22 protein-coding genes are annotated in these 22,263 nt (G+C 70.6%); 5 read left to right on the top strand and 17 right to left on the bottom strand.

Translation table 11 applies throughout. The features are described from left to right. Positions 1-6: 6 nt before the first annotated feature. The 10 genes from ACFY36_RS49615 to eno all read right to left on the bottom strand — a co-directional run bounded on the left by ACFY36_RS49615 (position 7) and on the right by eno (position 7,857). Positions 7-744: a uracil-DNA glycosylase gene (locus tag ACFY36_RS49615; protein ID WP_499752918.1), complete on the bottom strand. Its 738-nt coding sequence runs from the start codon at positions 742-744 to the stop codon at positions 7-9. Between the two features lie 114 nt (positions 745-858). Further along, on the bottom strand, positions 859-1,689 hold the full coding sequence (locus ACFY36_RS49610; protein ID WP_499752917.1) for an LppU/SCO3897 family protein: 831 nt from the start codon (positions 1,687-1,689) through the stop codon (positions 859-861). Positions 1,690-1,787: 98 nt separating this feature from the next. Further along, a complete protein-coding gene (locus ACFY36_RS49605; protein WP_499752916.1) occupies positions 1,788-2,816 on the bottom strand; it encodes an HAAS signaling domain-containing protein in 1,029 nt (342 codons plus the stop codon). Beyond that, a complete protein-coding gene (locus ACFY36_RS49600) occupies positions 2,813-3,142 on the bottom strand; it encodes a PadR family transcriptional regulator (protein WP_498694537.1) in 330 nt (109 codons plus the stop codon). The genes ACFY36_RS49605 and ACFY36_RS49600 overlap by 4 nt, the downstream gene beginning before the upstream one ends. Before the next feature lie 33 nt (positions 3,143-3,175). Next, complete coding sequence (nadE, locus tag ACFY36_RS49595; RefSeq protein WP_499752915.1) at positions 3,176-4,000, bottom strand: NAD(+) synthase; 825 nt, start codon at positions 3,998-4,000, stop codon at positions 3,176-3,178. Continuing rightward, complete coding sequence (locus tag ACFY36_RS49590; protein WP_499752914.1) at positions 3,997-4,905, bottom strand: Ppx/GppA phosphatase family protein; 909 nt, start codon at positions 4,903-4,905, stop codon at positions 3,997-3,999. The genes nadE and ACFY36_RS49590 overlap by 4 nt, the downstream gene beginning before the upstream one ends. Beyond that, positions 4,902-5,396 (bottom strand): amino-acid N-acetyltransferase, encoded by a 495-nt coding sequence (locus ACFY36_RS49585; protein ID WP_499752913.1) that lies wholly within the window; start codon positions 5,394-5,396, stop codon positions 4,902-4,904. The genes ACFY36_RS49590 and ACFY36_RS49585 overlap by 4 nt, the downstream gene beginning before the upstream one ends. Position 5,397: 1 nt before the next feature. Then, positions 5,398-5,925, bottom strand: a complete 528-nt coding sequence (locus ACFY36_RS49580) for a DUF501 domain-containing protein (RefSeq protein WP_499752912.1) — start codon at positions 5,923-5,925, stop codon at positions 5,398-5,400. 1 nt (position 5,926) lies between these two features. Continuing rightward, complete coding sequence (locus ACFY36_RS49575; RefSeq protein ID WP_498694530.1) at positions 5,927-6,475, bottom strand: FtsB family cell division protein; 549 nt, start codon at positions 6,473-6,475, stop codon at positions 5,927-5,929. Between the two features lie 98 nt (positions 6,476-6,573). Then, the gene (eno, locus tag ACFY36_RS49570; RefSeq protein WP_498657156.1) at positions 6,574-7,857 is read right to left on the bottom strand and encodes a phosphopyruvate hydratase; all 1,284 of its coding nucleotides are present in this window, start codon (positions 7,855-7,857) and stop codon (positions 6,574-6,576) included. A gap of 155 nt (positions 7,858-8,012) precedes the next feature. Here eno and ACFY36_RS49565 point away from each other — a divergent pair, with 155 nt between their 5' ends. From ACFY36_RS49565 to ACFY36_RS49545, 5 genes are read left to right on the top strand one after another with little or no spacing between them, the layout of a single operon-like run. Then, entirely contained in the window at positions 8,013-8,633 is a 621-nt protein-coding gene (locus ACFY36_RS49565; protein WP_499752911.1) for a PilZ domain-containing protein, read from the top strand. Between the two features lie 38 nt (positions 8,634-8,671). Then, positions 8,672-9,310, top strand: a complete 639-nt coding sequence (locus ACFY36_RS49560) for a hypothetical protein (protein WP_499752910.1) — start codon at positions 8,672-8,674, stop codon at positions 9,308-9,310. A 33-nt stretch (positions 9,311-9,343) separates the two neighbouring features. Further along, complete coding sequence (locus tag ACFY36_RS49555; RefSeq protein ID WP_499752909.1) at positions 9,344-9,868, top strand: RNA polymerase sigma factor; 525 nt, start codon at positions 9,344-9,346, stop codon at positions 9,866-9,868. Then, a complete protein-coding gene (locus ACFY36_RS49550; RefSeq protein WP_499752908.1) occupies positions 9,865-10,293 on the top strand; it encodes a hypothetical protein in 429 nt (142 codons plus the stop codon). Before ACFY36_RS49555 ends, ACFY36_RS49550 begins: the two co-directional genes overlap by 4 nt. A 47-nt stretch (positions 10,294-10,340) precedes the next feature. After that, the gene (locus ACFY36_RS49545; RefSeq protein WP_499752907.1) at positions 10,341-11,630 is read left to right on the top strand and encodes a WD40 repeat domain-containing protein; all 1,290 of its coding nucleotides are present in this window, start codon (positions 10,341-10,343) and stop codon (positions 11,628-11,630) included. Here the strand turns inward: ACFY36_RS49545 and ACFY36_RS49540 are convergent. The 7 genes from ACFY36_RS49540 to mfd form a co-directional block, all read right to left on the bottom strand. Further along, a complete protein-coding gene (locus tag ACFY36_RS49540) occupies positions 11,627-12,769 on the bottom strand; it encodes a serine hydrolase domain-containing protein (RefSeq protein ID WP_499752906.1) in 1,143 nt (380 codons plus the stop codon). The two genes, ACFY36_RS49545 and ACFY36_RS49540, sit on opposite strands and share 4 nt — an antisense overlap. Before the next feature lie 102 nt (positions 12,770-12,871). After that, a complete protein-coding gene (locus ACFY36_RS49535; protein ID WP_499752905.1) occupies positions 12,872-14,128 on the bottom strand; it encodes an RICIN domain-containing protein in 1,257 nt (418 codons plus the stop codon). Next, the gene (locus tag ACFY36_RS49530; protein WP_499752904.1) at positions 14,125-14,376 is read right to left on the bottom strand and encodes a hypothetical protein; all 252 of its coding nucleotides are present in this window, start codon (positions 14,374-14,376) and stop codon (positions 14,125-14,127) included. The genes ACFY36_RS49535 and ACFY36_RS49530 overlap by 4 nt, the downstream gene beginning before the upstream one ends. A 606-nt stretch (positions 14,377-14,982) precedes the next feature. Beyond that, the gene (locus ACFY36_RS49525; protein WP_499752903.1) at positions 14,983-16,599 is read right to left on the bottom strand and encodes a DUF885 domain-containing protein; all 1,617 of its coding nucleotides are present in this window, start codon (positions 16,597-16,599) and stop codon (positions 14,983-14,985) included. A 10-nt stretch (positions 16,600-16,609) separates the two neighbouring features. Then, positions 16,610-17,770, bottom strand: a complete 1,161-nt coding sequence (locus ACFY36_RS49520; protein ID WP_499752902.1) for a nucleoside triphosphate pyrophosphohydrolase — start codon at positions 17,768-17,770, stop codon at positions 16,610-16,612. A gap of 20 nt (positions 17,771-17,790) precedes the next feature. Continuing rightward, a complete protein-coding gene (locus tag ACFY36_RS49515; protein ID WP_499752901.1) occupies positions 17,791-18,489 on the bottom strand; it encodes a hypothetical protein in 699 nt (232 codons plus the stop codon). A gap of 83 nt (positions 18,490-18,572) precedes the next feature. Next, entirely contained in the window at positions 18,573-22,169 is a 3,597-nt protein-coding gene (gene mfd, locus ACFY36_RS49510) for a transcription-repair coupling factor (protein ID WP_499752900.1), read from the bottom strand. Positions 22,170-22,263: the final 94 nt, after the last annotated feature.

The raw sequence follows: 22,263 nt of genomic DNA, 5'->3' as shown, positions 1-22,263 counted from the left end.
TCTCCATCACAAACCGGCCAGCTCTTTGGCGCGCGCGAAGACGTCGTCCAGCATGGCCGGGGTGAGCTTACCGGTGAACGTGTTCTGCTGAGACACGTGGAAGCACCCCAGCAATTCGGGCACTCCCGGCAGGCTGACATGGGCCCCGTGCCCGAACTTGGGCCGCGGCACCGGCGCCGGCACGCCGTAGACCGCCCTCATCGCAGGCCACCAGGCCTGCCAGGCGAAAGCACCCAGCGCCACCACCACCCGCAGAGTCGGGCGAATCAGGCTGAGCTCCCGATGAACCCAGGGCGCGCAGGTGTCCCTTTCGTCGGGTAGCGGCTTGTTGTCCGGAGGTGCACAACGCACGGCCGAGAAGATCCGTAGATGCCGTAAGTCCAGCCCATCGTCGATGGACACGCTGGTCGGCTGGTTGGCCAGCCCGGCCCGATGCAGAGCCGCGAACAGAACATCACCGGACCGGTCCCCCGTGAAGATCCGCCCGGTCCGGTTGCCACCGTGCGCGGCCGGGGCCAGCCCGAGGATGGCGATCTCGGCGTCGGCGTTGCCGAACCCGGGAACGGGCCGCCCCCAGTAGTCCCAGTTCCGGAAGGACGCCCGCTTGGTAGCGGCGACTTCTTCACGCCAGGCCACCAGCCGAGGACAGGCGAAACAGTCCGAGATCTCCTCGTCGAGCACGCCGAGAGAAGCGGCCCCCGCCGCCAGCCGGACAACGTCTTCCCTAGTACGCGCGTTACTCACCCACCCAGCACAGCACCCGCCGGGAAACCACCGCACCCGGGGTGGGCGCACCGCAGCCGATCACCTCGGCCGGGGCGGGGCGAGGGCCTTTCCGGGCCCTCGCCCCGTGGAGCCTCAGGCCTTGGTGGGGCGCAGGCAGAGGAGGTAGCCGCCGTCGCTGGTGCTGCCCAGGACGAGGAAGCGCTCGCCCTCCTTGAAGAACTTGTCGCAGGAGGTCGACTTGGGGTCGCTTTCGCCCTCGACCCTGGCCACGACCGTGTACGCGGCATCCGAGTCGGCGCAGTCGACCACGTTGGCCTGGGTGCGCTCGGTCTTGTCCTCGGGGATGTCGGTGTCGGCCGAGATGCAGTCGCCGGCCTTGGCCTCCTTGGCGTCGTCGCCGCCGAAGAGGGCCGAGAGGACGCCGACCTTGAGGCCGACGATGACGAGGCCTACGACGATCGCGCCGACGATGCGGAGGATCACCTTGCCGGCGCCGCCGCTCTTCTTCTCGGCCGGGAAGGCCACGTAGTTCGGCGGGGCCTCGCCGCTGTTCGGGGGCGGGAAGCCACCGGCGTTGGGCGGCGGGAAACCACCGGGCTGCGCGCCGGGCGGCGGGAAACCGGGCTGGGGCGCGCCGCCGGGCTGGGCGCCTGCGGGCGGGTAGCCGGGCTGAGCACCGGCCGGCGGGTAACCAGGCTGAGCGGAGCCGGGCTGAGCGCCTGCGGGCGGGAAACCGGGCTGGGTGCCGGCGGGTGGGTAGCCGGGCTGGGTGCCGTCCGGGGTGTAGGCGGGCTGGCCCGTGGCGGCGTAGCCGGGGTGGTTCTGGGCCGGCGGCTGGTGGCCGGGCTGGCCCTGACCCGCGGGCGGGTAGCCGGGCTGGGCGCCGCCTGCGGGCGGGTAGCCGGGCTGACCCTGGCCGGGCGGCGGATATTCGCCGCCGTACGGCGGGACGGGGTTGCTCACTGGGTGGTTCCTTTCGAGGGGCCGGTCGAGGGGGTCGACCGATCGCAGAGGGACCCTAACGATCGGCCGGACCCGGACGCGACCCCGTTACCCAGCTTTTATCGGCCCCCTGCGCTGCTCGGGGAAGGGGCACCGGCCGACGCGGAAGGCGCGGGCGGCGCCGAGGAGGCGCCGTTCGAGGGCGACGGAGGCGCGGTCGGCTCGCCGTTGTCCAGGAACGAGGCCGACGGGGTCGGCCTGGCGTCGGCGGACGGGGTCGGGCCGAACGGGGCGTCCTGCGGGCAGTACGGATAGCCCAGGTTGCGCGTGTGCCAGGTCTCGCCGGTGTTCGGGTCGGTGCAGTAGCCGCCGCCGAACTGGAGGGGGTTGCCGTTCTGGTCGAAGACCCGCGCGTTCTGGACCAGGTTGCCGTCCTCGTCGTACACGAAAAGGTCGTTGACCGTGTCGTCGATATTGCTCTCCTGATAGCTGCCCACGTCGCTGAAGCCGGGGGCGCGGACGTTGTTGTCGGCTGTGGTGAAGCCGGCCAGGCCGAAAATCACCAGGACGGTCGTCCCCGAATAGAGGGCCCACCGCGGCCACTGCGACAGCTGGACGCCTCTTTTTCCCAGCAGGATCGAGCCGGCGACGCAGACCGCCAGCAGGACGAGCGCGATCACGTCGCTGCCGCCGACCCGGGGCAGCAGGCCGGGGTTGCCCGTGCTGTCGTCGAGGATCATCGCCAGGGCCATCGCGACCAGGTAGCCGCGGAGCACCCACCAGGCCGGGCGCAGCAGCTTCAGGAAGTCGCTGGCCTTCGGATATCCGATCAGCGGGCCGACCTTCACGTCGGCCCTGTCGAGGACCGGCTGCACCTTGGCCCTGATCTCGGCCGGGGTCACCCACGTGCCGCGCGGCGGGTCGGGGAATCCGCCGACGAAGCCGGCCGTGGCGCGCAGCTCCGCCGCGTACGCCGCCGGGGTGCCCAGCCGCTCGATCAGCGTGCCCGAACCCTCGGCCCGGACCTCGGCCAGGTGTTCCGGCAGGTCTTCCAGCAGCTCGTCGCGAGTGGCGTCGGGCAGGTCGGCCAACGCCTCCCGGACCGCGGCCACGTAGTCGGCAATCTCGTCCTGCGCTGTGATGTTCACGCCGTCCCCCGCTCGCGAAGCAGATCGTCCATGGTGGATGCGAAACCGTTCCAGGTCTTGGCCGACCGCTCCAGCTCGGCCCGGCCGGCCGGGTTCAGGCCGTAGTACTTGCGGTGGGGGCCCTCGTCGCTGGGCACGACATACGTGGTCAGGAAGCCGGCCGCGAACAGCCGGCGCAGCGTGCCGTAGACCGAGGCGTCACCGACGTCGTCGAGGCCGGCCGCCCGGAGCCTGCGCAGGATGTCGTAGCCGTAGCCGTCCTCGTCGCGCAGCGCGGCGAGGACGGCCAGATCCAGCACGCCCTTGAGGAGCTGGGTTGTATCCACGCGGTGCACAGTACTGTGCACTGCGAAATAGCGTCAAGAACGCCACCACGTATCGAGTGGCGTCACCGGAACCGTCCGCTTGTGGCGGGTGGCGAGGAAGAGGGACTCGACCCGCGCGGCCGCCTCGGACGAGACGTCCAGACCTTCGAGGTAGTTGTCGATCTCGGAGTATTTGACGCCGAGCGCCTCCTCGTCGGGCAGCGCCGGGCGGTCGTCCTCGAGGTCGGCCGTCGGAACCTTCTGCCAGCACGAGGCCGGGGCACCCAGGTGCTCCAACAGCAGCGCGCCCTGGCGCTTGGTCAGGCCGGTCAGCGGCGTGATGTCCACTCCCCCGTCGCCGAACTTGGTGAAGAAGCCGGTGACCGCTTCGGCCGCGTGGTCGGTGCCGACGACCAGCATGTTCAGCTGGCCGGCGACCGAATATTGGATGACCATGCGCTCGCGGGCCTTGATGTTGCCGCGGACGAAGTCGCGCACCGGCTCGCCCAGTCCGAGCGCCGTCTCCGCGCCCACCGCGTCCGAGCTGGGCTTGACGTTCACCGCGATGGACCGGTCGGGCTCGATGAAGCGCAGCGCGATCTGCGCGTCGTCCTCGTCGGCCTGCACCCCGTACGGAAGCCGGACGGCCACGAACGTCGCGTCGTGACCCTCGGCCCGCAGCTCGGCCGCGGCCGTCTGGCACAGCTTGCCGGCCAGGGTGCTGTCCTGGCCGCCGCTGATGCCGAGCACGAAGCCCTTGGCCGGGGTCGACCGCAGGTAGTCCTTGAGGAAGTCGATCCGCTGCCGGATCTCGGCGGCCGCGTCGATGGACGGCTTGACGCCGAGCTCGGCGACGATCTGCTGTCGAAGGTTGGTCATCCCACCAGTTTGTAGGCGATCCCGTCGAGAATGTCGTGTTCGGAGGCGATCACCGAGCTCTGCCCGGCGCGTTCCATGATGATCCGCAGGATGAGCGCGCCCCCGCCGATCACGTCGGCCCGGCCCGGATGCATCACGGGCAGTGACCGGCGCTCGGCCACGGACATGGCCAGGACCTCGGCGGTGACCGCGGCGACCTGCTCGTAGGTCACCTTCGCGTGGTGGATGCGCGTGGGGTCGTACGAGGGAAGGCCCTCAGCGAGAGCAACGACGGTCGTGACCGTCCCGGCCAGCCCGACCAGCGTCCTGGCCTCTTTTCCGGGCACCGCGGCGAGCGCGACGTCGACCGCGGCCCGGATGTCCCGCTCGGCCGCGACGATCTCGGCGGCGGTCGGCGGATCGCCGTGCAGGTGACGCTCCGTCATCCGGACACAGCCGATGTCCATCGAGATGGCATGGTCGACGTCGGCACTGCCCGTGACGAACTCGGTCGAGCCGCCGCCGATATCCACGATCAGGTAGGGCGATGGCGCCGAAAGCCCGGCCACGGCGCCGGCGAACGACAGCCGCGCCTCCTCGTCGCCGCTGATCACCTCGGGGTCGACGCCGAGCACGCCGCGGACCATGTCGCGGAAGTCCTGCGCGTTGTCGGCGTCCCGCGAGGCCGAGGTCGCGCACATGCGCACCCGCGCCACATCGTGCGCCTCGATCTCGGCGGCATAACCCACAAGAGCTTTCCGTGTACGGGCGATGGCCGCGTCCGAGAGCCGTCCCGTCCGGTCGACGCCCTCGCCGAGCCGGACGATCTCCATCTGGCGCGTGACGTCGGTCAGGCCGCCGCCGGTCACGTCCGCGACGAGCAGCCGGATGCTGTTGGTGCCGCAGTCGATCGCCGCGACTCTCATAGGTGCAGAAGCATTCTCGTGTTTCCCAACGTGTTGGGCTTGACCCGTTCCAGGTCGAGGAATTCGGCGACACCTTCGTCGTACGACCGCAGCAGTTGCTCGTAGACGGCGTGCGGCACGGGCGCGCCGTCGATCTCGGTGAACCCGAACGAGCCGAAGAAGCGGGTCTCGAACGTGAGGCAGAAGACGCGGGCCACACCGACCTCGCGGGCCACCTCGAGCAGGTGCTCCACGATCCGGCGGCCGATCTTCTGGCCCCGGGTGGCCGGGTCGACCGCGACCGTGCGGATCTCGGCCAGGTCCTCCCACATCACGTGGAGCGCGCCGCAGCCGTACACCCGGTCGCGGTCGTCGACGGCGACCCAGAACTCCTGGACCGACTCGTACAGGGTGACGGTCGCCTTGCTGAGCAGGCGGCGGTCGGTCGTGTAGGTGTCGACGAGATCGCGGATGGCCCGCACGTCCTTGGTCCTGGCGCGACGGATCTCCACGCTAGGAATCCTTGCGCACACAGGGCCCGTCGGCCCACCACGGCTCCACCGCGTCGCGCACCTCGTCACCGAACGGGTTGATGCCCCGGCCCACGGCCAGCGCGTGCCCGAGGTGCACATGCAGGCATTTCACCCGATCGGGCATGCCGCCGGCGGCCACGTGGGCGATCTCGGGCACGTCCTCGATCGCCGTGCGGCGGGTCAGGTAGTCCTCGGTCGCCTTCTTGTACTGCTCGGCGAGCTCCGGGTCGGTCGACAGGCGCTCCTGCATGTCGCGCATGACGCCGGCCGACTCGAGCCGGCTGCACGCGGCGGTGGCGTGCGGGCAGGTCAGGTAGTAGAGCGTGGGGAAGGGGGTGCCGTCCTCCAGGCGGGGTGACGTCTCCACGACGTCGGGATTTCCGCACGGGCAGCGGTGCGCGATGGCACGGGTGCCCCTTGGACGGCGGCCCAGCTGGGCCTCAACAATGTCCAGATCGTCTTCCAACGGTTTTTCATTCTGTTTTCCGCTGCGGGGAAGCTCAGTCATGTTATTCAGAAGACTCCGCGTCAGCGGCTCGAACGCTGTTCCACATGGTGTCGTACCAGGGGCCGGAAGCGGCCGCCGGATCTTTCTGCCCGGCCTCGGCGGCGGCGCCGGCCGGGTCGTTCAGCACGAGCAGGGGTGTCTCCCCCGGGCGTACATAGAAGAGTTTCTCCCGGGCCTGGGCCCGCACGTACTCCGGGTCGTTCCATTTCTGGAGCTCTTGCGACGTCTGTGCGATCTTTTCGCGCTGGGTGGCCTGGTCGGCTTCGAGCTGCTCGATCTGCGACCGCTGCGCGAGATAGACCCGCAAGGGATAGGTGTACGCCAGGGCCAGCGCGATCAACACGATGATCAGCACCGTGGCCCGGCCGGTGAGCGCGCGCGGGCGCGGCGCCGCCGTCCGTTTCGTGGTGCCCCGGCTGACCGTGACCGTGCGGCGGGACGCCGAGGGCCGGTTGCGCTGGATGCGGGTGGAGCCGGTGGTCCGCACGCGCGCCGAACCGGGGCGGCGGGCCGGGCCCTGACCGCTCGGTGCTCGTCGCTGTGTCGTCACCCTGCTCCCCCGCTCGGCTGTGGCTTTGTGGCGCCGCTTCCCGGAAACTTATGCCCCGGAAAGCGGGCGCCACAACTCCATGATCTAGCGGGCGCTCGTCACGCCGTGCGGTAACGCGGGAACGCCCCCGCACCGGCGTACCGGGCCGCGCCCTCCAGCTGCTCCTCGATGCGCAGGAGCTGGTTGTACTTCGCGACGCGGTCGGAACGGGCCGGCGCGCCGGTCTTGATCTGGCCGCTGCCCACCGCGACGGCCAGGTCGGCGATCGTGGTGTCCTCGGTCTCGCCCGAGCGGTGGCTCATCATGGTGGTGAAACCGGCCCGGTGGGCCAGGTCGACCGCGTCGAGCGTCTCGGTGAGCGAGCCGATCTGGTTGACCTTGACGAGGACCGAGTTGGCCGCGCCCTCGGCGATGCCCCGGCCGATGCGGGTCGGGTTGGTGACGAACAGGTCGTCGCCGACGATCTGGATCTTGCTGCCGAGCTCCGAGGTCATCGCGCTCCAGCCGGCCCAGTCCTCCTCGGACAGCGGGTCCTCGATCGAGACGATCGGGTAGTCGGCGGCCAGCTTGGAGTAGTACGCGATCATCTCGTCGGTCGACTTCGGGTTGCCCTCGAAGACGTACGACCCGTCCTTGTAGAACTCGGTCGCCGCGACGTCCATGGCCAGCACGATGTCGGTGCCCAGCGCGAAGCCGGCGGCCTGCACGGCCTCGGCGATCAGGTCGAGCGCGGACGCGTTGGACGGCAGGCTCGGCGCGAAGCCGCCCTCGTCGCCCAGGCCGGTCGAGAGGCCCTTCTTCTTCAGCACCGACTTCAGCGCGTGGTAGACCTCGGCGCCGGTGCGCAGCGCCTCGCGGAACGTGGGCGCCCCGATCGGCGCGATCATGAACTCCTGCACGTCGACGTTCGAGTCGGCGTGGGCGCCGCCGTTGAGGATGTTCATCATCGGCACCGGCAGGACGGCCGCGTTGGGCCCGCCGACGTAGCGGAACAGCGGAAGCTCGGCGCTCAGCGCGGCCGCCTTGGCCACCGCCAGCGACACGCCGAGGATCGCGTTCGCGCCCAGCTCCGACTTGTCGGCCGTGCCGTCCAGGTCGAGCATCTTCTGGTCGATCAGCCGCTGCTCGCTCGCCTCGTACCCGAGGAGCTCGTCGGCGATCTTGTCTTCGACGTTGGCGACGGCCTTCTCGACACCCTTGCCGAGGTAGCGGCCCTTGTCGCCGTCGCGCAGCTCGATCGCCTCGAACGCGCCCGTGGAGGCGCCCGAGGGGACCGCGGCGCGGCCGACCGTGCCGTCGTCGAGCCCGACCTCGACCTCGACGGTCGGGTTGCCCCGGGAGTCCAGGATCTCGCGGGCGACGATCGCTTCAATGGTGGCCATGTGTCGTGTCGCTCCCTTTGTGTAACGCTGCCGTTCACCGACCGCGACCCTGCGGCCGACCACGACAATGAGCGTATCGAGCCCGGGTAGCGGGCGTACGCGCGGTCGGTGAAAACTCTAAGGTCACCGCCCGGCCTGCCGATGACACCGGCACTATGAGCGCACCCCTGCTTCCCGCCGACGGGTCGTACGTGGAGATGACCTCCTTCGGCGAGACCATGCCCGAAGTCCGTGTCGTGCAGGCCTCGGGGACGGCGATCACGCTGTCCCTGGCGGCGGCCGACCTCCCACCGGCCAACTCGACGGTCACGCTGCGCTGGGCGGCGGCTCCGCGCGGTCGCTACGCGCTGGTGGCGCACGTGTCGGCGATCGACGGAAACCGGGTGGAAGTACGCTTCTCGGGCGAACCGGCGATCGAGCAGAGCCGCGATTACGTGCGGGGCGGCGGCGGGGAGCCGATCGTGCTGCTGCTGGACGGCCAGGAGACGGCGCCGGGCCAGGTGCACGACCTGAGCGAGCACTCCGTGCGGGCCCGCTTCACCGACGTCACGGTCCGCCCCGGCGACGCGGTCACGCTCCGCATCCAGCTGGACGACGAGGTCGTGGAGTTCCCGGCCGAGGCCACCAAGGTCAGCTCACTGCGCCAGCAGGTGCCGGCCCGGGGCCCGCTCCACGTCGAAATGGTGGCTGTTTTCCCCGAAATAGACGAGCATCAGGCGAAAATCCTCCGCCGCTACATCCTCCAGGCGCAGCTGCGGGCCCGCCGCCAATACTGATTTGCGGCGGGTTGCGCGCGTAGGCCAAGGTGTCAGTCGTGCCTGTTGTTCCGCGCCTTACCGCCGTCGCCGCCGCGCTAGCCGCCGGCGCGCTGCTGCTCGGCACGACCGCCTGCGCCGGCCTCGACGAGGCGAGCGCGGCCGGGCCCACGCGCGACGACCTGATCTCCGAGACGGCCGCCCAGCTGGCCGCCGGCGGCCAGCTGACCTACACGGCGACCTACCACCTGACCGGCGGCGACACGGCCACCATCACCCAGGAGCCGTCCCGCTCGTCGTACGTCTATCCGGGCGGCCGCCTCATCGTCACCCCGACGGCCACGATCAGATGCCAGGGCGCTTCCTGTACGAGGTCGGCGCCCGACCCGACCGCGGCCGCCACCCTCACCGGGGCGCTGGTGACGCCCGAGGCCGCCGAATCGATGCTGACCACGGCCGCGCTCGACCCCGAGGTCGTCTCCACCCAGCGCGACACGACGATCGCGGGCCGCCACGCCACCTGCCTGTCGCTGAAAGAGGTCTCCGGCACGCCGGCCAGCGCCTTCGACATGTGCGTGACGAACCAGGGCGCCCTGGCCAGCTTCACGGCCACCATCGCCGGCAAGAAAGCCGACATCACGCTGACCTCCCTCACGGAGGACACCGACGCCACCGCCTTCTCCGTACCGTCGGAATGAACCTGAGCGGCCCGCTCCGCGACTGAGTAGGGCATGAGCGACGACCTGGTGGTGCGCTGCCAGCTGGGCGAGCGGGAAGCCTTCGCCGAGCTGGTGCGAGCCTGGCACGGAGCGGTGGAACGCTACGTGGTCAAGATGCTGTCACGGGCCGACGACGACGTGGTGCAGGAGATCTGGCTGGCGGTCGTGCGGGGGCTCCCCCGGCTGCGGCAGCCGGATCGTTTCGCGCCCTGGCTCTTCGCGATCGCCCGGCGGGCGGTGATGAACCGGCTGCGCCAGTCGTACGCCTCGCCCGGTACCGACCCGCTCGACTCCCTGCCCGTCGACCCGGCCGGTGACCCGGTCCCCGACCTGCTCGACCGCGAGCTGATCGACGGGGCGCTGGCGGCGTTGCCGCACCGCGAGCGCGAGGTGCTGATCCTGTTCTACCTCGCGGATCAGCCGCTCGACGCGTGCGCCCAGATCTGCGCGGTGCCGGTGGGGACGGTCAAGTCGAGGCTCGATCGGGCGCGGCGGTTGCTGCGCGCGGAACTTCTCCGAAAGGGCTACGAGGCATGACACCCGAGGAAGTCCTGAAAGGACTCGAAGGACCGCTGTCGCTGCGCCGTCGTCTCTCCTATGTGGCCGTGGGGCTGGCGGGCCTGACGGGCAGCGCGTTGATCGGGTTGCTGTGGGCCACCGAGGCGGCGCTCCCCGGCCGTACACAAATCGCCTTTGCGGTGTTGATCGCCATCGGACTGGCCTGGGCCGCCTTCGCCGGATGGGCGGTCACCCGGCGCGTGCCGTTGTTCGCCCGGGACCGCGTGGTGGCCGCCTGGCTGGGAATGGCGGCGTGGTCGTTGTTCGCGGCCGGCGCCGTGGCGATCGAGCGGTCGGGGCGGGTGGCCATTTTCGTGGTGGTGCTCGGCGCGATCGGGGCCACCAATCTGTACGCCGCCCGGCGGGCCCGGCTCATGCTGCGACGACGGTCCGTTCCGGACTGACCGGACGGACGACGCGGATCCGCCATGCCGATCCCTACCGTGAGTGAGTGAGCCGGACCAGCCGCGTTGTCTTCGCCTTGGCGGTGGTGCTGGGGTCGGCGGTGGTCTTCGGGGTCGGGCTCGACCGCGCCGACAAGCTCGCCAGCGTGCTCAGCTTCTTCATCGGCCTCGCGGCCCTGCTGGTCACCGTCGGTCAGGTCCGCCGGCCCGCGCGAGGCGAGGAACACCCGGCGCCGTCACGTCCCCGCGAGACGATCAGTGAGCCACGGACGGCACCGTCGCGGCCCCGTGATCGGCGGACCGCCGCCGAGCCGGTGGTGGTGCGGGCGAGGCCGTCACGCCGACGCGAGTGGGTCGGCGAGGCGATCGCCGTGGTGATCGTCGTGATCGTCGGAACCCTGGCGGTCTGGATACGCAACACCGTCCGGGACGACGAGCCGAAGAGCGTCGTGTGGCGGGGAGACCTGAGAGCGGTCGCTGAGCTGGGTGCCACCGGGGTCGTACGCGGAATCGCCTTCAACCCCGACGGGAAGTCGATGGCGACGGCGGCCGATCACGTGGAGGTCTGGGATCTCGAGAGCCGCGCGAGCCTCAGACGGATCGACATCGAGTCCGACATCTACGACGTGTCCTACAGCCCGGACGGGCGGATGCTGGCCGCCACCGGATTCTCGGGGGAACAGAGCATCCGGATCTGGACCGTGTCCGACTGGCGGGTGATGAGCGACAACCTCAGTGAGGGCACCGGCTACTTCACCGTCGCCTGGCGCGACGACAACCGGACGCTGGCGACCGCCGGCGTCGGCGGGGTACGGATCTGGTCGGCCGGTGATGCCGCCTTCGCCGGCCGGGACATCGTGACGACGGCCGCCCGCCAGGCCCGGTTCGGCCCCGACGGCCTGCTCGCGATGGCCGTCGCCGGGTCGGAGGGCGAGGCAGTGGAGGTGGTCCGCTATCCACAACCCGATCATCTGATGCGGTTCCCGGCCGGCGACGGCGACGCCCGGGTCCTCAGCCTGGCCGTCAGCCGCGACGGATCGTCGCTGGCGGCGGGTCTCAGCGACGGCCGGCTCCTGGTCTGGAACCTGCGGCGTCTCAGCGATCCGCCGGCGACGCTTCAGCGGTCGGGCGCGATGAAAGTGGAACTGAGCTTCTCGCCGGACGGGCAACTCGTCGCCGCCTCGGAGAGCTCCGGCGCCGTCAAGGTGTGGAACGTGGCCGAGCGCGCGGTGGTCGCCTCGGCCTGGGTGGGCGGCGGCGATGTCGAGTTCAGCCCGGACGGGCGCGTCCTCGCCGTCGCCGACGCCCACAGGATCCTGCTGCTCGCGCCGGCCTAGCGTGGGCCGCAGATCATGTCGTCCATGAGCTGGGTGGTTCGCTGCTGGACGGCCTGAGCGGTCTCGTCGGAGGCGGGCTGGGTGGTCATCGACAGGACGACCACGCGGTGGCCGGTGGGACTGACGCCGTTGGCGGTGTGGGAGCCGGGGACGTCGCCGCCGTGTGCCCAGTAGCCGCCGCAGCGGTTCGGGATGAACTCGATGCCCAGGCCGTAGCGGGTGCCGTCCTGCCATGTCTCGGCCGGGACCGTGCGGTGCATCTCGGCCATCTGGCGCGGGGGCAGCAGGCGGCCCCGCTGGAGGGCCTGCCAGAAACGGGCCAGGTCGGCGGGAGTGGTGATCAGGCCGCCGGCGGCGGAGGCGGCGGTCGGGTTGAAAAGGGTCGTGTCATACAGCGGGCCGTCCGGAGTCCACTGCTGGTAGGCCTTCGCGTGCGGGGCCGGCAGGGTGGGGCGGTCGCCGGGGTACGAAGTGTGCCGCAGGCCGAGCGGGCGGATGATGCGGTCGTGGACCTCCGACGACCATGTACGGCCGGTGGCCTTTTCGATGATCATGCCGGCCAGGATGTAGTTGGTGTTGGAGTAGTCCCAGCTCGTGCCCGGCGTGAAGAGGGGTTCGTGCTTCATCGCGAGAGCGACCAGATCGGCCATGTCGTAGTGGTCGAAGCGATGGGCCAGATATCCCTCGTACGACTCCAGGCCCGGAAGGTCGTTGGTGTAGTTGTAGAGGCCGCTGGTGTGCTGAAGGAGCTGGCGGATCGTGATACGGCGCCCGTCGTTGCCGTTGCCGGAGACGACGCCCGGCAGCCAGCGGTCGACCCGGTCGTCCAGCGAGAGGCGGCGCTCGGCGGCCAGCTGGAGGACGACCACGGCGGTGAAGGTCTTGGTGTTGCTGCCCATCCGGAAATGGCCCTCGGCCGGCACCGGCGCACCCGTGGTCAGGTCGCCGGCGCCGGCCCGGGCCCGGTCGGTGTCGCCGCCGGCACGGCTCAGGCCCTGCACCCCCGTGATGCCGAGCCCGTGCAGATCGTCGGCGGCGGCCTGAAGCCTGTCGTGCCCGCCGGCCGCGAATGCCGGGGACGCCGCCCCGGCGATCAATGTGGCGGCCAGCGCGACGGCCACGGCTCCTCTGCCTCGCATGGTTCACTCCCCCCGTCGGGAATCACATGGACATCCCGACGGTATGAAGAATCTCGATGCGAGCCGATCCGGCAGTCCCCCCGAGCGATGGGGGAGTTAGGACTATCGCGTGAGGCGGAAACTTTGTGCTGCCGTGCCGTTGCAGGCGTACTGGACCAGTTGGACGCTGTCGGCCTGAGAAGCGGCGGGGACGTCCAGGCACTTGCCGCTGTTGCGGTTCACGAAGTGGTAGTAGCCGCCACCCTCGCTGACCGGCTGCCACTGCTGGTTCGCTCCCCCGCCGTACGACCAAGTCTGAATCTTGGCGTTGTCGGCTGTGGACACATTGGTCACGTCGAGAACCTGGGCGGCGTTGCCGCGGTTGGCGATGCGGACATAGCCGCTGTCGGTGGGGGTGAACTGGTACTGCTGCGCGGTGCTCGAATTGCAGGCGTACTGCTGAATCGGTGTGCCGTTGACCGTGCCGGCGGATCGGGCGTCGACGCATTTGGCGCTGTTCTTGCTGACGACCGGGTACCAGGCGGCGGGGTCGATGGGCTGCTCGGCCGGAGGTTCGCCGCCGCCGCTCTCGCCGGCCAGCCACAGGATGCTGTCGATGAGCCATCGGTTCTGCTGAGGACTGGCAAAGGTCGAGGACGTACGCGTGTTGGTCTCGTAATTCATGCCGTTGTGCCCGAAGTTCGTGTAGATCATCTTGTAGTTCCGGTTGGACCAGATCAACGGGTAATAACCGGAGCGCCACTGCTGATTCGGGTCGGTGCCGACCGGGAAGCTGGCGGCGTCGATCGAGGCCAGGATGTCGATGTCGGGGTTCTGGCGCAGGTCGCGGCTCCACGAGTACCACTCGCTGACCGACGACGGGATCGTGGCGGGCAGGGCCGAGGTGGTCGGGTGGGCGCCGAGCCGCAGCGTCTCGGCGGTGGGGCCCCAGGTGTTGGTGGCGAAGTTGCCGGAGCCGAGGAACGTGTTGTAGTACCAGCTCCAGCTGTTGGCGTCGGTGGTGAAGGCGCTGACGTGGAAGCCGAGCCAGGCGCCGCCGTTCTGCATGTACTGCTGGAAGGCGGCCCGCCGATCGGCCGGCGGCGCGTCGTCCAGGAACATGATGACCTTGTAGCCGGCCAGGCCGGTCGCGCTGAGCCGGCTCCAGTCGGTGGTGGCCTCCCAGGTGAAGCCGTTCTGGGCGCCGGCCTGCGGGAACCATTCCCGCGCTTCCTTGTCGAAGTCGATGTGCGCGGCATCCCAGGTCCCGTTGTAGAACGCGAGCACCTTGAACGGCGCGGCGGCACGGGCGGGGGTGGGCACGACGAGCACGGCGGCGGCCGCCAGGAGTGCGATGAGGACACGTCTGAGCAGACTCATGTCAGGTACCTCGGGGGATGAGGACGGTCGGGGAAGCGGCGCCGCTGGCACTCATCCTGAAGCATCGACAGAGGTTGATTCAAGGAATAGTTAATGTAATTTTCTATTCTTTGACGTCCGCGGGTGGCGAAGGGCTCGTGACCGCTGAAGGTCATGGCGGACTTGTAGGTCAGGGCGTTCGTGTCGATGACCAGGCCGATCGAGGTGACGCTGCCCTGGTCATCGGTTTCGGCGGCGAAGTCGGTCACCCTGCACGGTCCGATCGAGTTTGCGGGCTGCCGGATCATGCAGGCCTTGGCGGCGAGGCGCTGGGTGGCGGAGACGTTGCCGGAGGCGGCGCAAGGCCACCCTTGGCGTCCGGCCCCGGTAGCGGTGGGGGTGCATCTCGACGCCAATCGTCCACAAGGGTCATACGATCGAAGGTGCGATTCGGGCGCGGCTCCCTCGCCCAGCTCACGCGCGATTTCCCTGCCCGATCCGAGGCGAGGCGCAACTTCCCCGCCCAGCCCGAGGCACGGCGCGACTTCCCGCCTGGCCGAGGGCACGGCGCGGGCACGGGGTGGGGCTCAGCGCGGGCGGAGGGGCGGGCGCGGGCAGAAGCGCGGCGTGGGCACCGCGCGGGCACGGGGTTGGGCTCAGCGCGGGCGGAGGGGCAGGCGCGGGCAGAAGCGCGGCGTGGGCACCGCGCGGGCACGGACAGAGCCGCGGGGGCAGAGGCGCGACGCGGGCACGGGCGCGACGCGGGCACGGGCGCGACGCGGGCACGGCGCGGGCAAAGGCGCCGCGAAGGGCAGGGGCGGGCGCGGCTCGCCGGGCGGTGGAAGCTCGGCGAGCCTGGGCGGCACCGGCGGCGGTCAGACGCCGAGGAGGGTGCGCAAGTGGCGTGGGGGCGGAGAGCCGTGGGCCAGCATGGCGTCGTGCCACGCCTTGGGGGTCGCGCCGAACGGGCGGGCGGCGGCCACTGCGGCCACCTCCGTGTAGCCGACGAAGTACGTGGAGAGCTGGGTGGACGTCAGCAGGGCTCGGCGCCACTTGCCGGCGGCCTCGCCCTCCTCCTGGAAGCCGGGGCCGGTCATCAGGGCCATGGCCTCGGACTGTGGGAGGTCTTCGCAGTGGACCAACTGGTCGATGATGGCGTTCAGGCTCATGCGGAGCTGCATCTTGAGCTGCTGCAAGCGGACCGGCAGGCCGCCGAAGCCCAGGTCGGCCATGAGCTCCTCGGCGTAGACGGCCCAGCCCTCGACGAACGGGCCCGACCAGCCCATCGAGCGGACCCGGGTGGCGGCGCGGAAGCGGCGGGCGTGTGCCAGCTGGAGGAAGTGGCCGGGCATGGCCTCGTGGACCGTGAGGTCTCTGATCATGTGGTCGTTGTATTCGCGGTAGAACGACTCGACGCGCTCGGCCGGCCAGTCGGCGGGGGTCGGCGAGATGCAGTAGAACGTGGGCACCTCGGCGGTCTCCAGCGGGCCGGGCGGATCGCAGTACGCGACGGCCACACCGCGGGCGAACTCGGGCATCTCCTCGATGACCAGAGGGTCGTCGAGCAGGGTGAGCACGTCGTGTTTGCGGACGAACTCGGTGGCCTCGTCCATGGTCACGCGGGCCAGGCCGACGATCGTGTCGTCGGCCGGATGCTGCGCGGCCAGGCTGCCGAGGGCGCGGCGGACCGTCTCGTCGGTGGCCGGGCCGCCGACCAGCTCGGCCGAGGCCTGGCGGAGCTGCTCGCCGACGCGGGCCAGGTTTTCGCGGGCGCGGGACAGGACCTCGGCGGCGGGAAGCTCGGTGTCGAGCGTGTGCCAGAGCCGGGCCTCCCACAGGCGCCGGCCCAGGCGGGGATCGCGGCCGGGCTCGTTGCCGTCGAGCTGGGCGCGGAGCCAGCCGTCGAACTCGGACAGGGCGGCCAGAGCGGTGGCCGCGGCCGGCTCGACGGTGGCGGCCATGCCGGGCTCCTGCTCCAGCAGCAGCGGAAGCTCGTCGCGGATCAGGCCGGCGGTGCCGGCGAACTGGCCGACCGCGGTCTCGGCGTGGACACGCGGCACATCGCGCAGGACGGCGCGGGCGGTGGCCAGAGCGTCGGGGATGGCGGCCAGGCGGCCGGCCAGGCTGGTGAGGCGCTCCTCGGCCGGGGCGAACTGGCGCGACAGAAGGGCATGCAGCAGGGGGCCGGGGTTGTGGTGCAGCGGATTCCACTCGTGCTCGCGGACGTCGGTGGCCTCGAACAGCCCCCGCTCGACGATGGCGGCGAGGATCGCGTGGTCGACCTGCTCCTCGGGCTCGAGACCATCGGCGTCGACGCCGGACAGGGCGTCGGCGGCGTCACGCAGCATGGCGACCTTGGCGGTGACGGCGCCCGGCGAGAGGTCGGGCATGCGGTCGTCGAAACGGTGGTCGCCCGTCTCAGTGGCGAGCCCCGGCTCGGACTCGAGGATGGCGTCGACGATGCGCTCGGCTAGCGGTACGAACTCCGGCATGCGGTGAAACTTACTCGGGGGGTCGGACAATTTCTTGCGCCCGCACCGCGTCGGCATAGGCGAGGGCGGCCTGACGCAGAAGGTGTTCGGCGTCGGGCGACTCGGCGACGAGGCGGAGCAGCCGCGATCCGACGTCGTCGCCGGTGGGCAGCGGCACATCGAGGCCCGCACGTTGCGTACGGGAAAGGATCTTGGCTGTTAATGCAAGCGCCGGCTGAGAGAGAGCAACGCCGTCCAGCACCGATTGGCGGGATTTTTCGGCTTTTTTGATGCGTTCCCAGTTCGCGGTGATCTCCTCGATGTCGGCGACGGCCTCACCGGCGAAGACATGCGGATTCCGGCGGATCATCTTCTCGACGAAGCCGCCCGCGACGTCGTCGATGCTCCAGCGCTCGTCCTCGGGATGCTCTTCGGCCAGGCGCGCATGCAGGAGAATTTGCAGCAGTACGTCGCCAAGCTCCTCCCGAAGCGCGTCGGTGTCACCGGCCTCGATCGTGTCGTACGCCTCGTAGGCCTCCTCGAGAAGGTAGGTCGCGAGGGACTGGTGGTTCTGCTGGCGCTTCCAGGGATCGCCGCCGGGCGAGACGAGCTGGTCCATCACCGCCACGGCGTCCAGAAGGCGGGCGCCGGGCGGATCCCAGGAGCCGTACATGAGCTCGAGCTCGGCGAGACCGGGCTCCCGCGCGAGGCGAAGACCCAGAGAACGGGCGAAGCTCTCGTCCCCATCAGGCCCGGCAAGCCAAACAACGGCCCGCTCGCCTGACATTCCGGAAATGTCCGAAGAGGAGGGCGCGGGGGCGGCGCTCGCGGAGGCGGGGGCGGCGCTCGCGGAGGCGGGGGCGGCGCTCGCGGAGGCGGGGGCGGCGCTCGCGGAGGCGGGGGCGGCAGGGATGCCCAAGAAGGTGGGGATGCCGGCGGGGCCGGTGAGGGCGCCATCGAGCAGAGTGGGGTTGCTGGTCGGTGAGGAGGGGATGCCGAGGGCGGCGAGCAGCGTCTCCGGGTTCGGGTCGATGACCGTCACCGGGACGCCGCTCGCTTGCAAGGCCGCGGATTGGGCGGACTCGGTGGCGGTGAAGACCGGGTGGGCGCGGACCGTGTCCCACGCGGCGGCCGTCAGCAAGCCTGCCGGCAGGCGGGGTGAGGTTACGAGCAGGATGATCCGCGCGGTCATGCCGCCAACTCTGCCAGGGGTCAGGGGACCTCGATCACCGGGGCGCCGGCGTCGGCGGCGCCCAGCGGGACCGTGACCAGCGGGCGCAGCTCGCCGTTCTGGGTCTGGAAGTCCAGGACCGAGATCTGGAGCGGCTGGTAGCGGGGGTTGACCTTGATCTTCAGGTCGTCCGCGGCCGTGGCCACCTCGTCGCGGACCGCGGCCGATGTGGAGACCAGCTGCTGGTTCTCGGCCGGCAGCTGGGTCTTGAACTGCTCGAACGTCATTGCCGGGTCGACCTCGCCGGCGCTGCGCAGCGTGTCGTAGACCCCCTGGAGGTCTTCATCGCCGGGCTGGGCCGACGACGAGCCCGCCCGCTCGCGGAGCAGGCGGATCAGGGCGTCCGACTCGGCGTAGAGCCGCACGTACTCCGCCTTCTCCGGCAGCTTCAGCTGGGTCGCGTAGTCGCCCAGCGGCAGGTTCGTCGGCAGGGTGACGTTCTCGTTCTTCGCCACCCGGCTCATCACGTCGACGCTGACCAGCGTCCGCACGATGTCGCCGCGCGAGATCGGCACGGCGCCCCTGGCCCCGGCGTCGGTCAGGGCCGTACGGGCGTCGTCGTAGATCTGCTGGACGCGCTTCTCGGTGACGCGGCCGGAGTCGCCCACGTAAGCGGCCACCGAGGGCTCGCTGCGGCAGGCGGACAGTCCGGCCACGCTCAGGGACGCGACGACAACCATGGATGCGAGTCGGCGGGCACGCTGCATGGCCATGACTCTCTCACGAGGGTTATGACCCACGTCACCCGCCCCGCCGCGACCCGTCAAACTGAGGCCTTCACCACCTCGCCCAGGACGTCGGTCAGGAGCTGGGCGCACCACTCCAGCAGGGCCTGGTCGCGCAGCGGCTCGCCGCCCAGGCGGCGGGTGCTCGGGCGGGGGACGCTGACCTGGTCGTTGGCCGGCTTGTAGACCGAGTCGGGGTGGTAGCGCTTCAGGCGCATCTGCTTCGAGTCGGGCAGGGGCAGCGGGGAGAAGCGGATGTGCTTGCCCTGCATCGAGACGTCCGTGAGGCCGTACGCCCGGGCCCGCTGCCGGAAGCGTGCCACCGCGATCAGGTTGGCCACCTGGGCCGGCGGCTCGCCGTAGCGGTCGGTCATCTCGGCCACGACCTCGCGCAGCTTCTCCTCGTCGCGGGCCTCGGCCAGCTTGCGGTACATCTCCAGGCGCAGGCGCTCGACCGCGATGTATTCGACCGGCAGGTGGGCGTCGACCGGCAGGTCGATCTTCACCTCGGGCTCCTCCTCGGGGCGTTCGCCCTTGAAGGCCTGCACCGCCTCGCCGACCATCCGGACGTACAGGTCGAAGCCGACGCCCTCGATGTGGCCGGACTGCTCGCCGCCCAGCAGGTTTCCGGCGCCGCGGATCTCCAGGTCCTTCATCGCCACGTACATGCCGGCGCCGAGCTCCGTGTGCTGGGCGATGGTGGCCAGGCGCTCGTGGGCCTGCTCGGTGAGCGGCTTCTCCGGCGGGTAGAGGAAGTAGGCGTACGCCCTCTCGCGGCCCCGGCCGACCCGGCCCCGGATCTGGTGGAGCTGGGCCAGGCCGAGCAGGTCGGCCCGCTCGACGATCAGCGTGTTGGCGTTCGGGATGTCGATGCCGGACTCGACGATCGTGGTGCAGACCAGGACGTCGAACTCCTTCTCCCAGAAGCCGACCATGACCTTTTCCAGCTGCTCCTCGCTCATCTGCCCGTGCGCCACCGCGACCCGGGCCTCGGGGACCAGCTCGCGCAGCTTGCGGGCCGCCTTGTCGATCGACTCGACCCGGTTGTGCAGGTAGAAGACCTGGCCGTCGCGGAGCAGCTCGCGGTGGACGGCCGCCGCCACCTGCTTCTCGTCGTGGGCGCCGACGAAGGTGAGCACCGGGTGGCGCTCCTCGGGCGGGGTGGCGATGGTCGACATCTCGCGGATGCCGGTGATCGCCATCTCCAGGGTGCGCGGGATCGGCGTGGCCGACATGGTCAGCACGTCGACCGAGGCGCGCAGGGCCTTGAGCTGCTCCTTGTGCTCGACGCCGAAGCGCTGCTCCTCGTCCACGATGATCAGGCCGAGGTTTTTGAACTTGGTCGAGTTGGCCAGCAGCCGGTGGGTGCCGATCACGATGTCGGCGGTGCCGTTCGCCGCCTCCTCGAGGGTCAGGCGGGCCTCGGCCGGCGTCTGGAAGCGGGACAACTGCTTGATGGCGAGCGGGAACTGGGACATGCGCTCGGTGAACGTGTTGAAGTGTTGCTGGGCCAGCAGCGTGGTCGGCACCAGCACGGCCACCTGCTTGCCGTCCTGGACGGCCTTGAAGGCGGCCCGCACAGCGATCTCGGTCTTGCCGTATCCGACGTCGCCGCAGATCAGGCGGTCCATCGGGACCGACAGCTCCATGTCGTGCTTGACCTCGGAGATGGCGGCCAGCTGGTCGGGCGTCTCCTGATAGGGGAAGGCGTCCTCCAGCTCGCGCTGCCATGGCGTGTCCGGGCCGAACGAGTGGCCCTTGGAGGCCTGCCGGGCCGCGTAGAGCTGGATGAGCTGGGCCGCGATCTCCTTGACCGCCTTGCGGGCGCGGGCCTTGCTCTTCTGCCAGTCGGCGCCGCCCATCTTGTGCAGCGCCGGCGACTCGCCGCCGACGTAGCGGGAGAGCTGGTCGAGCTGGTCGGTCGGCACGTAGAGCCGGTCGCCGGGCTGGCCCCGCTTGGACGCCGCGTATTCGAGCACGATGTATTCGCGGTCGGCGCCGTTGACCGTGCGCTGCACCAGCTCGACGTAGCGCCCGATGCCGTGCTGCTCGTGCACCACGTGGTCGCCCGGCTTGAGCTCGAGCGGGTCGATCGTGTTGCGCCGCCGCGACGGCATCTTGCGCATGTCCTTGGTGGACGCGCCGCGGCCGCCGGTGATGTCGTTGCCGGTGATGACCGCGAGCTGCGAGGCCTCGTCGATGAAGCCGTGGTTGAGCCCGCCGCAGGTGACGATCAGCTGGCCGGGCTCGATCGGCTCTTCGAGCGACTCGACCGGGGTGACGCCCAGGCCGGCGTCGCGCAGCACCTCGGTGGCCCGCTGCGCGGTGCCGTGCCCCTCGAAGACCAGCGCGATGGCCCAGCCGGCGGCGGCCCAGTCGTGCAGGTCGGCCGCGAGCTTGGCGGTGTCGCCGTGATAGAGCGGGACGGGCTGGGCGGCCAGCGCGATCGCGTCGCCGGTGTCGGGCGAGACCTCGACCGCGGGGGTCTCCAGCCAGGGTTGATCTTCAGCCGGGGACTCGGACTCGACCAGGCCGAACGGCGACACCGTCCACCACGGTTGGCGCAGGGTCGCGGCGTGGGCCCGTACATCAGCAAGGGTTTTGAAAGCGGCGGCGCCGACATCGATCGGCGCCTGACCGCCCACGGCGGCCGCGGCCCAGGAGGCTTCGAGAAATTCCGCGGAGGTACGGGTGAGGTCGTGGGCCCTCGTGCGGATGCGCTCCGGATCGCAGAGCAGAACGTGGGTGTCGGCCGGCATGCAGTCGAGCAGGAGCTCCATGCTGTCGGTGCCGTCGAGCAGGGCCGGCGCCAGCGATTCCATGCCCTCGACCGGGATACCTTCTGCCAATTTGTCCAGAATTTCCGACAATTCCGGGTGGTCGGCCGCGATAGAGGCCGCCTTGGCGCGGACAGCGGGCGTCAACAGCAGCTCACGACAGGGCGGCGCCCACAAAGAAGAGACCGGGTCGATGGTGCGCTGGTCGGCCACGGCGAAGGTGCGGATCTCCTCGACCTCGTCACCCCAGAACTCGACCCGCGACGGGTGCTCGTCGGTGGGCGGGAAGACGTCGAGGATGCCGCCCCGGACGGCGAACTCGCCGCGCTTGGTCACCAGGTCGACCCGGGCGTACGCCATGTCGGTGAGCCGGCGCGCGACGCCCTCGAGCTCGGCCTCGCCCCCGGTGGTCAGCTCGACCGGCTCGAGGTCACCCAGGCCCTTGAGCTGCGGCTGGAGGACGGAGCGCACGGGCGCCACGACGACCTGGATCTCCTCGCCGGGGGCGGGGTGGGCCAGCCGGCGCAGCACGGCCAGACGGCGGCCGACCGTGTCGGAGCGAGGGGAGAGCCGCTCGTGCGGCAGCGTCTCCCAGGAGGGGTAGACCACGACCCGGTCGGCCGGGAGCAGGCAGCCGAGCGCGTCGGCCAGGTCGTCGGCCTCGCGGCTGGTGGCCGTGACCGCCAGGACCGGGCGCGAAGCGCTGTCGGCGACGGTGGCGACCAGGAACGGCCGCAGCGAGGCGGGCGCGGTCAGATCTAGTGAATCGGAGTCGACGAAGCCCTTGCGCGCCAGGTCGCGGGCGCGCGCGAGGCCGCGATCGCGGAGGGCGGCCGGGATCAGACCGGAAAGCTGCATGACGAAAACCCCACGTCGAAAAACCCCAAACGCCCGGAGGGGGCGGGGGTACGACGGCAAGTCTAGTCCGGCCCTCCGACATTTAGCCGCCGCA

This window comes from Actinoplanes sp. NPDC000266 (assembly GCF_042899005.1).
GTDB lineage: Bacteria > Actinomycetota > Actinomycetes > Mycobacteriales > Micromonosporaceae > Actinoplanes.
Note: the sequence above shows the minus strand (reverse complement) of the source record. Positions and strands in the feature narration are given on the sequence as shown.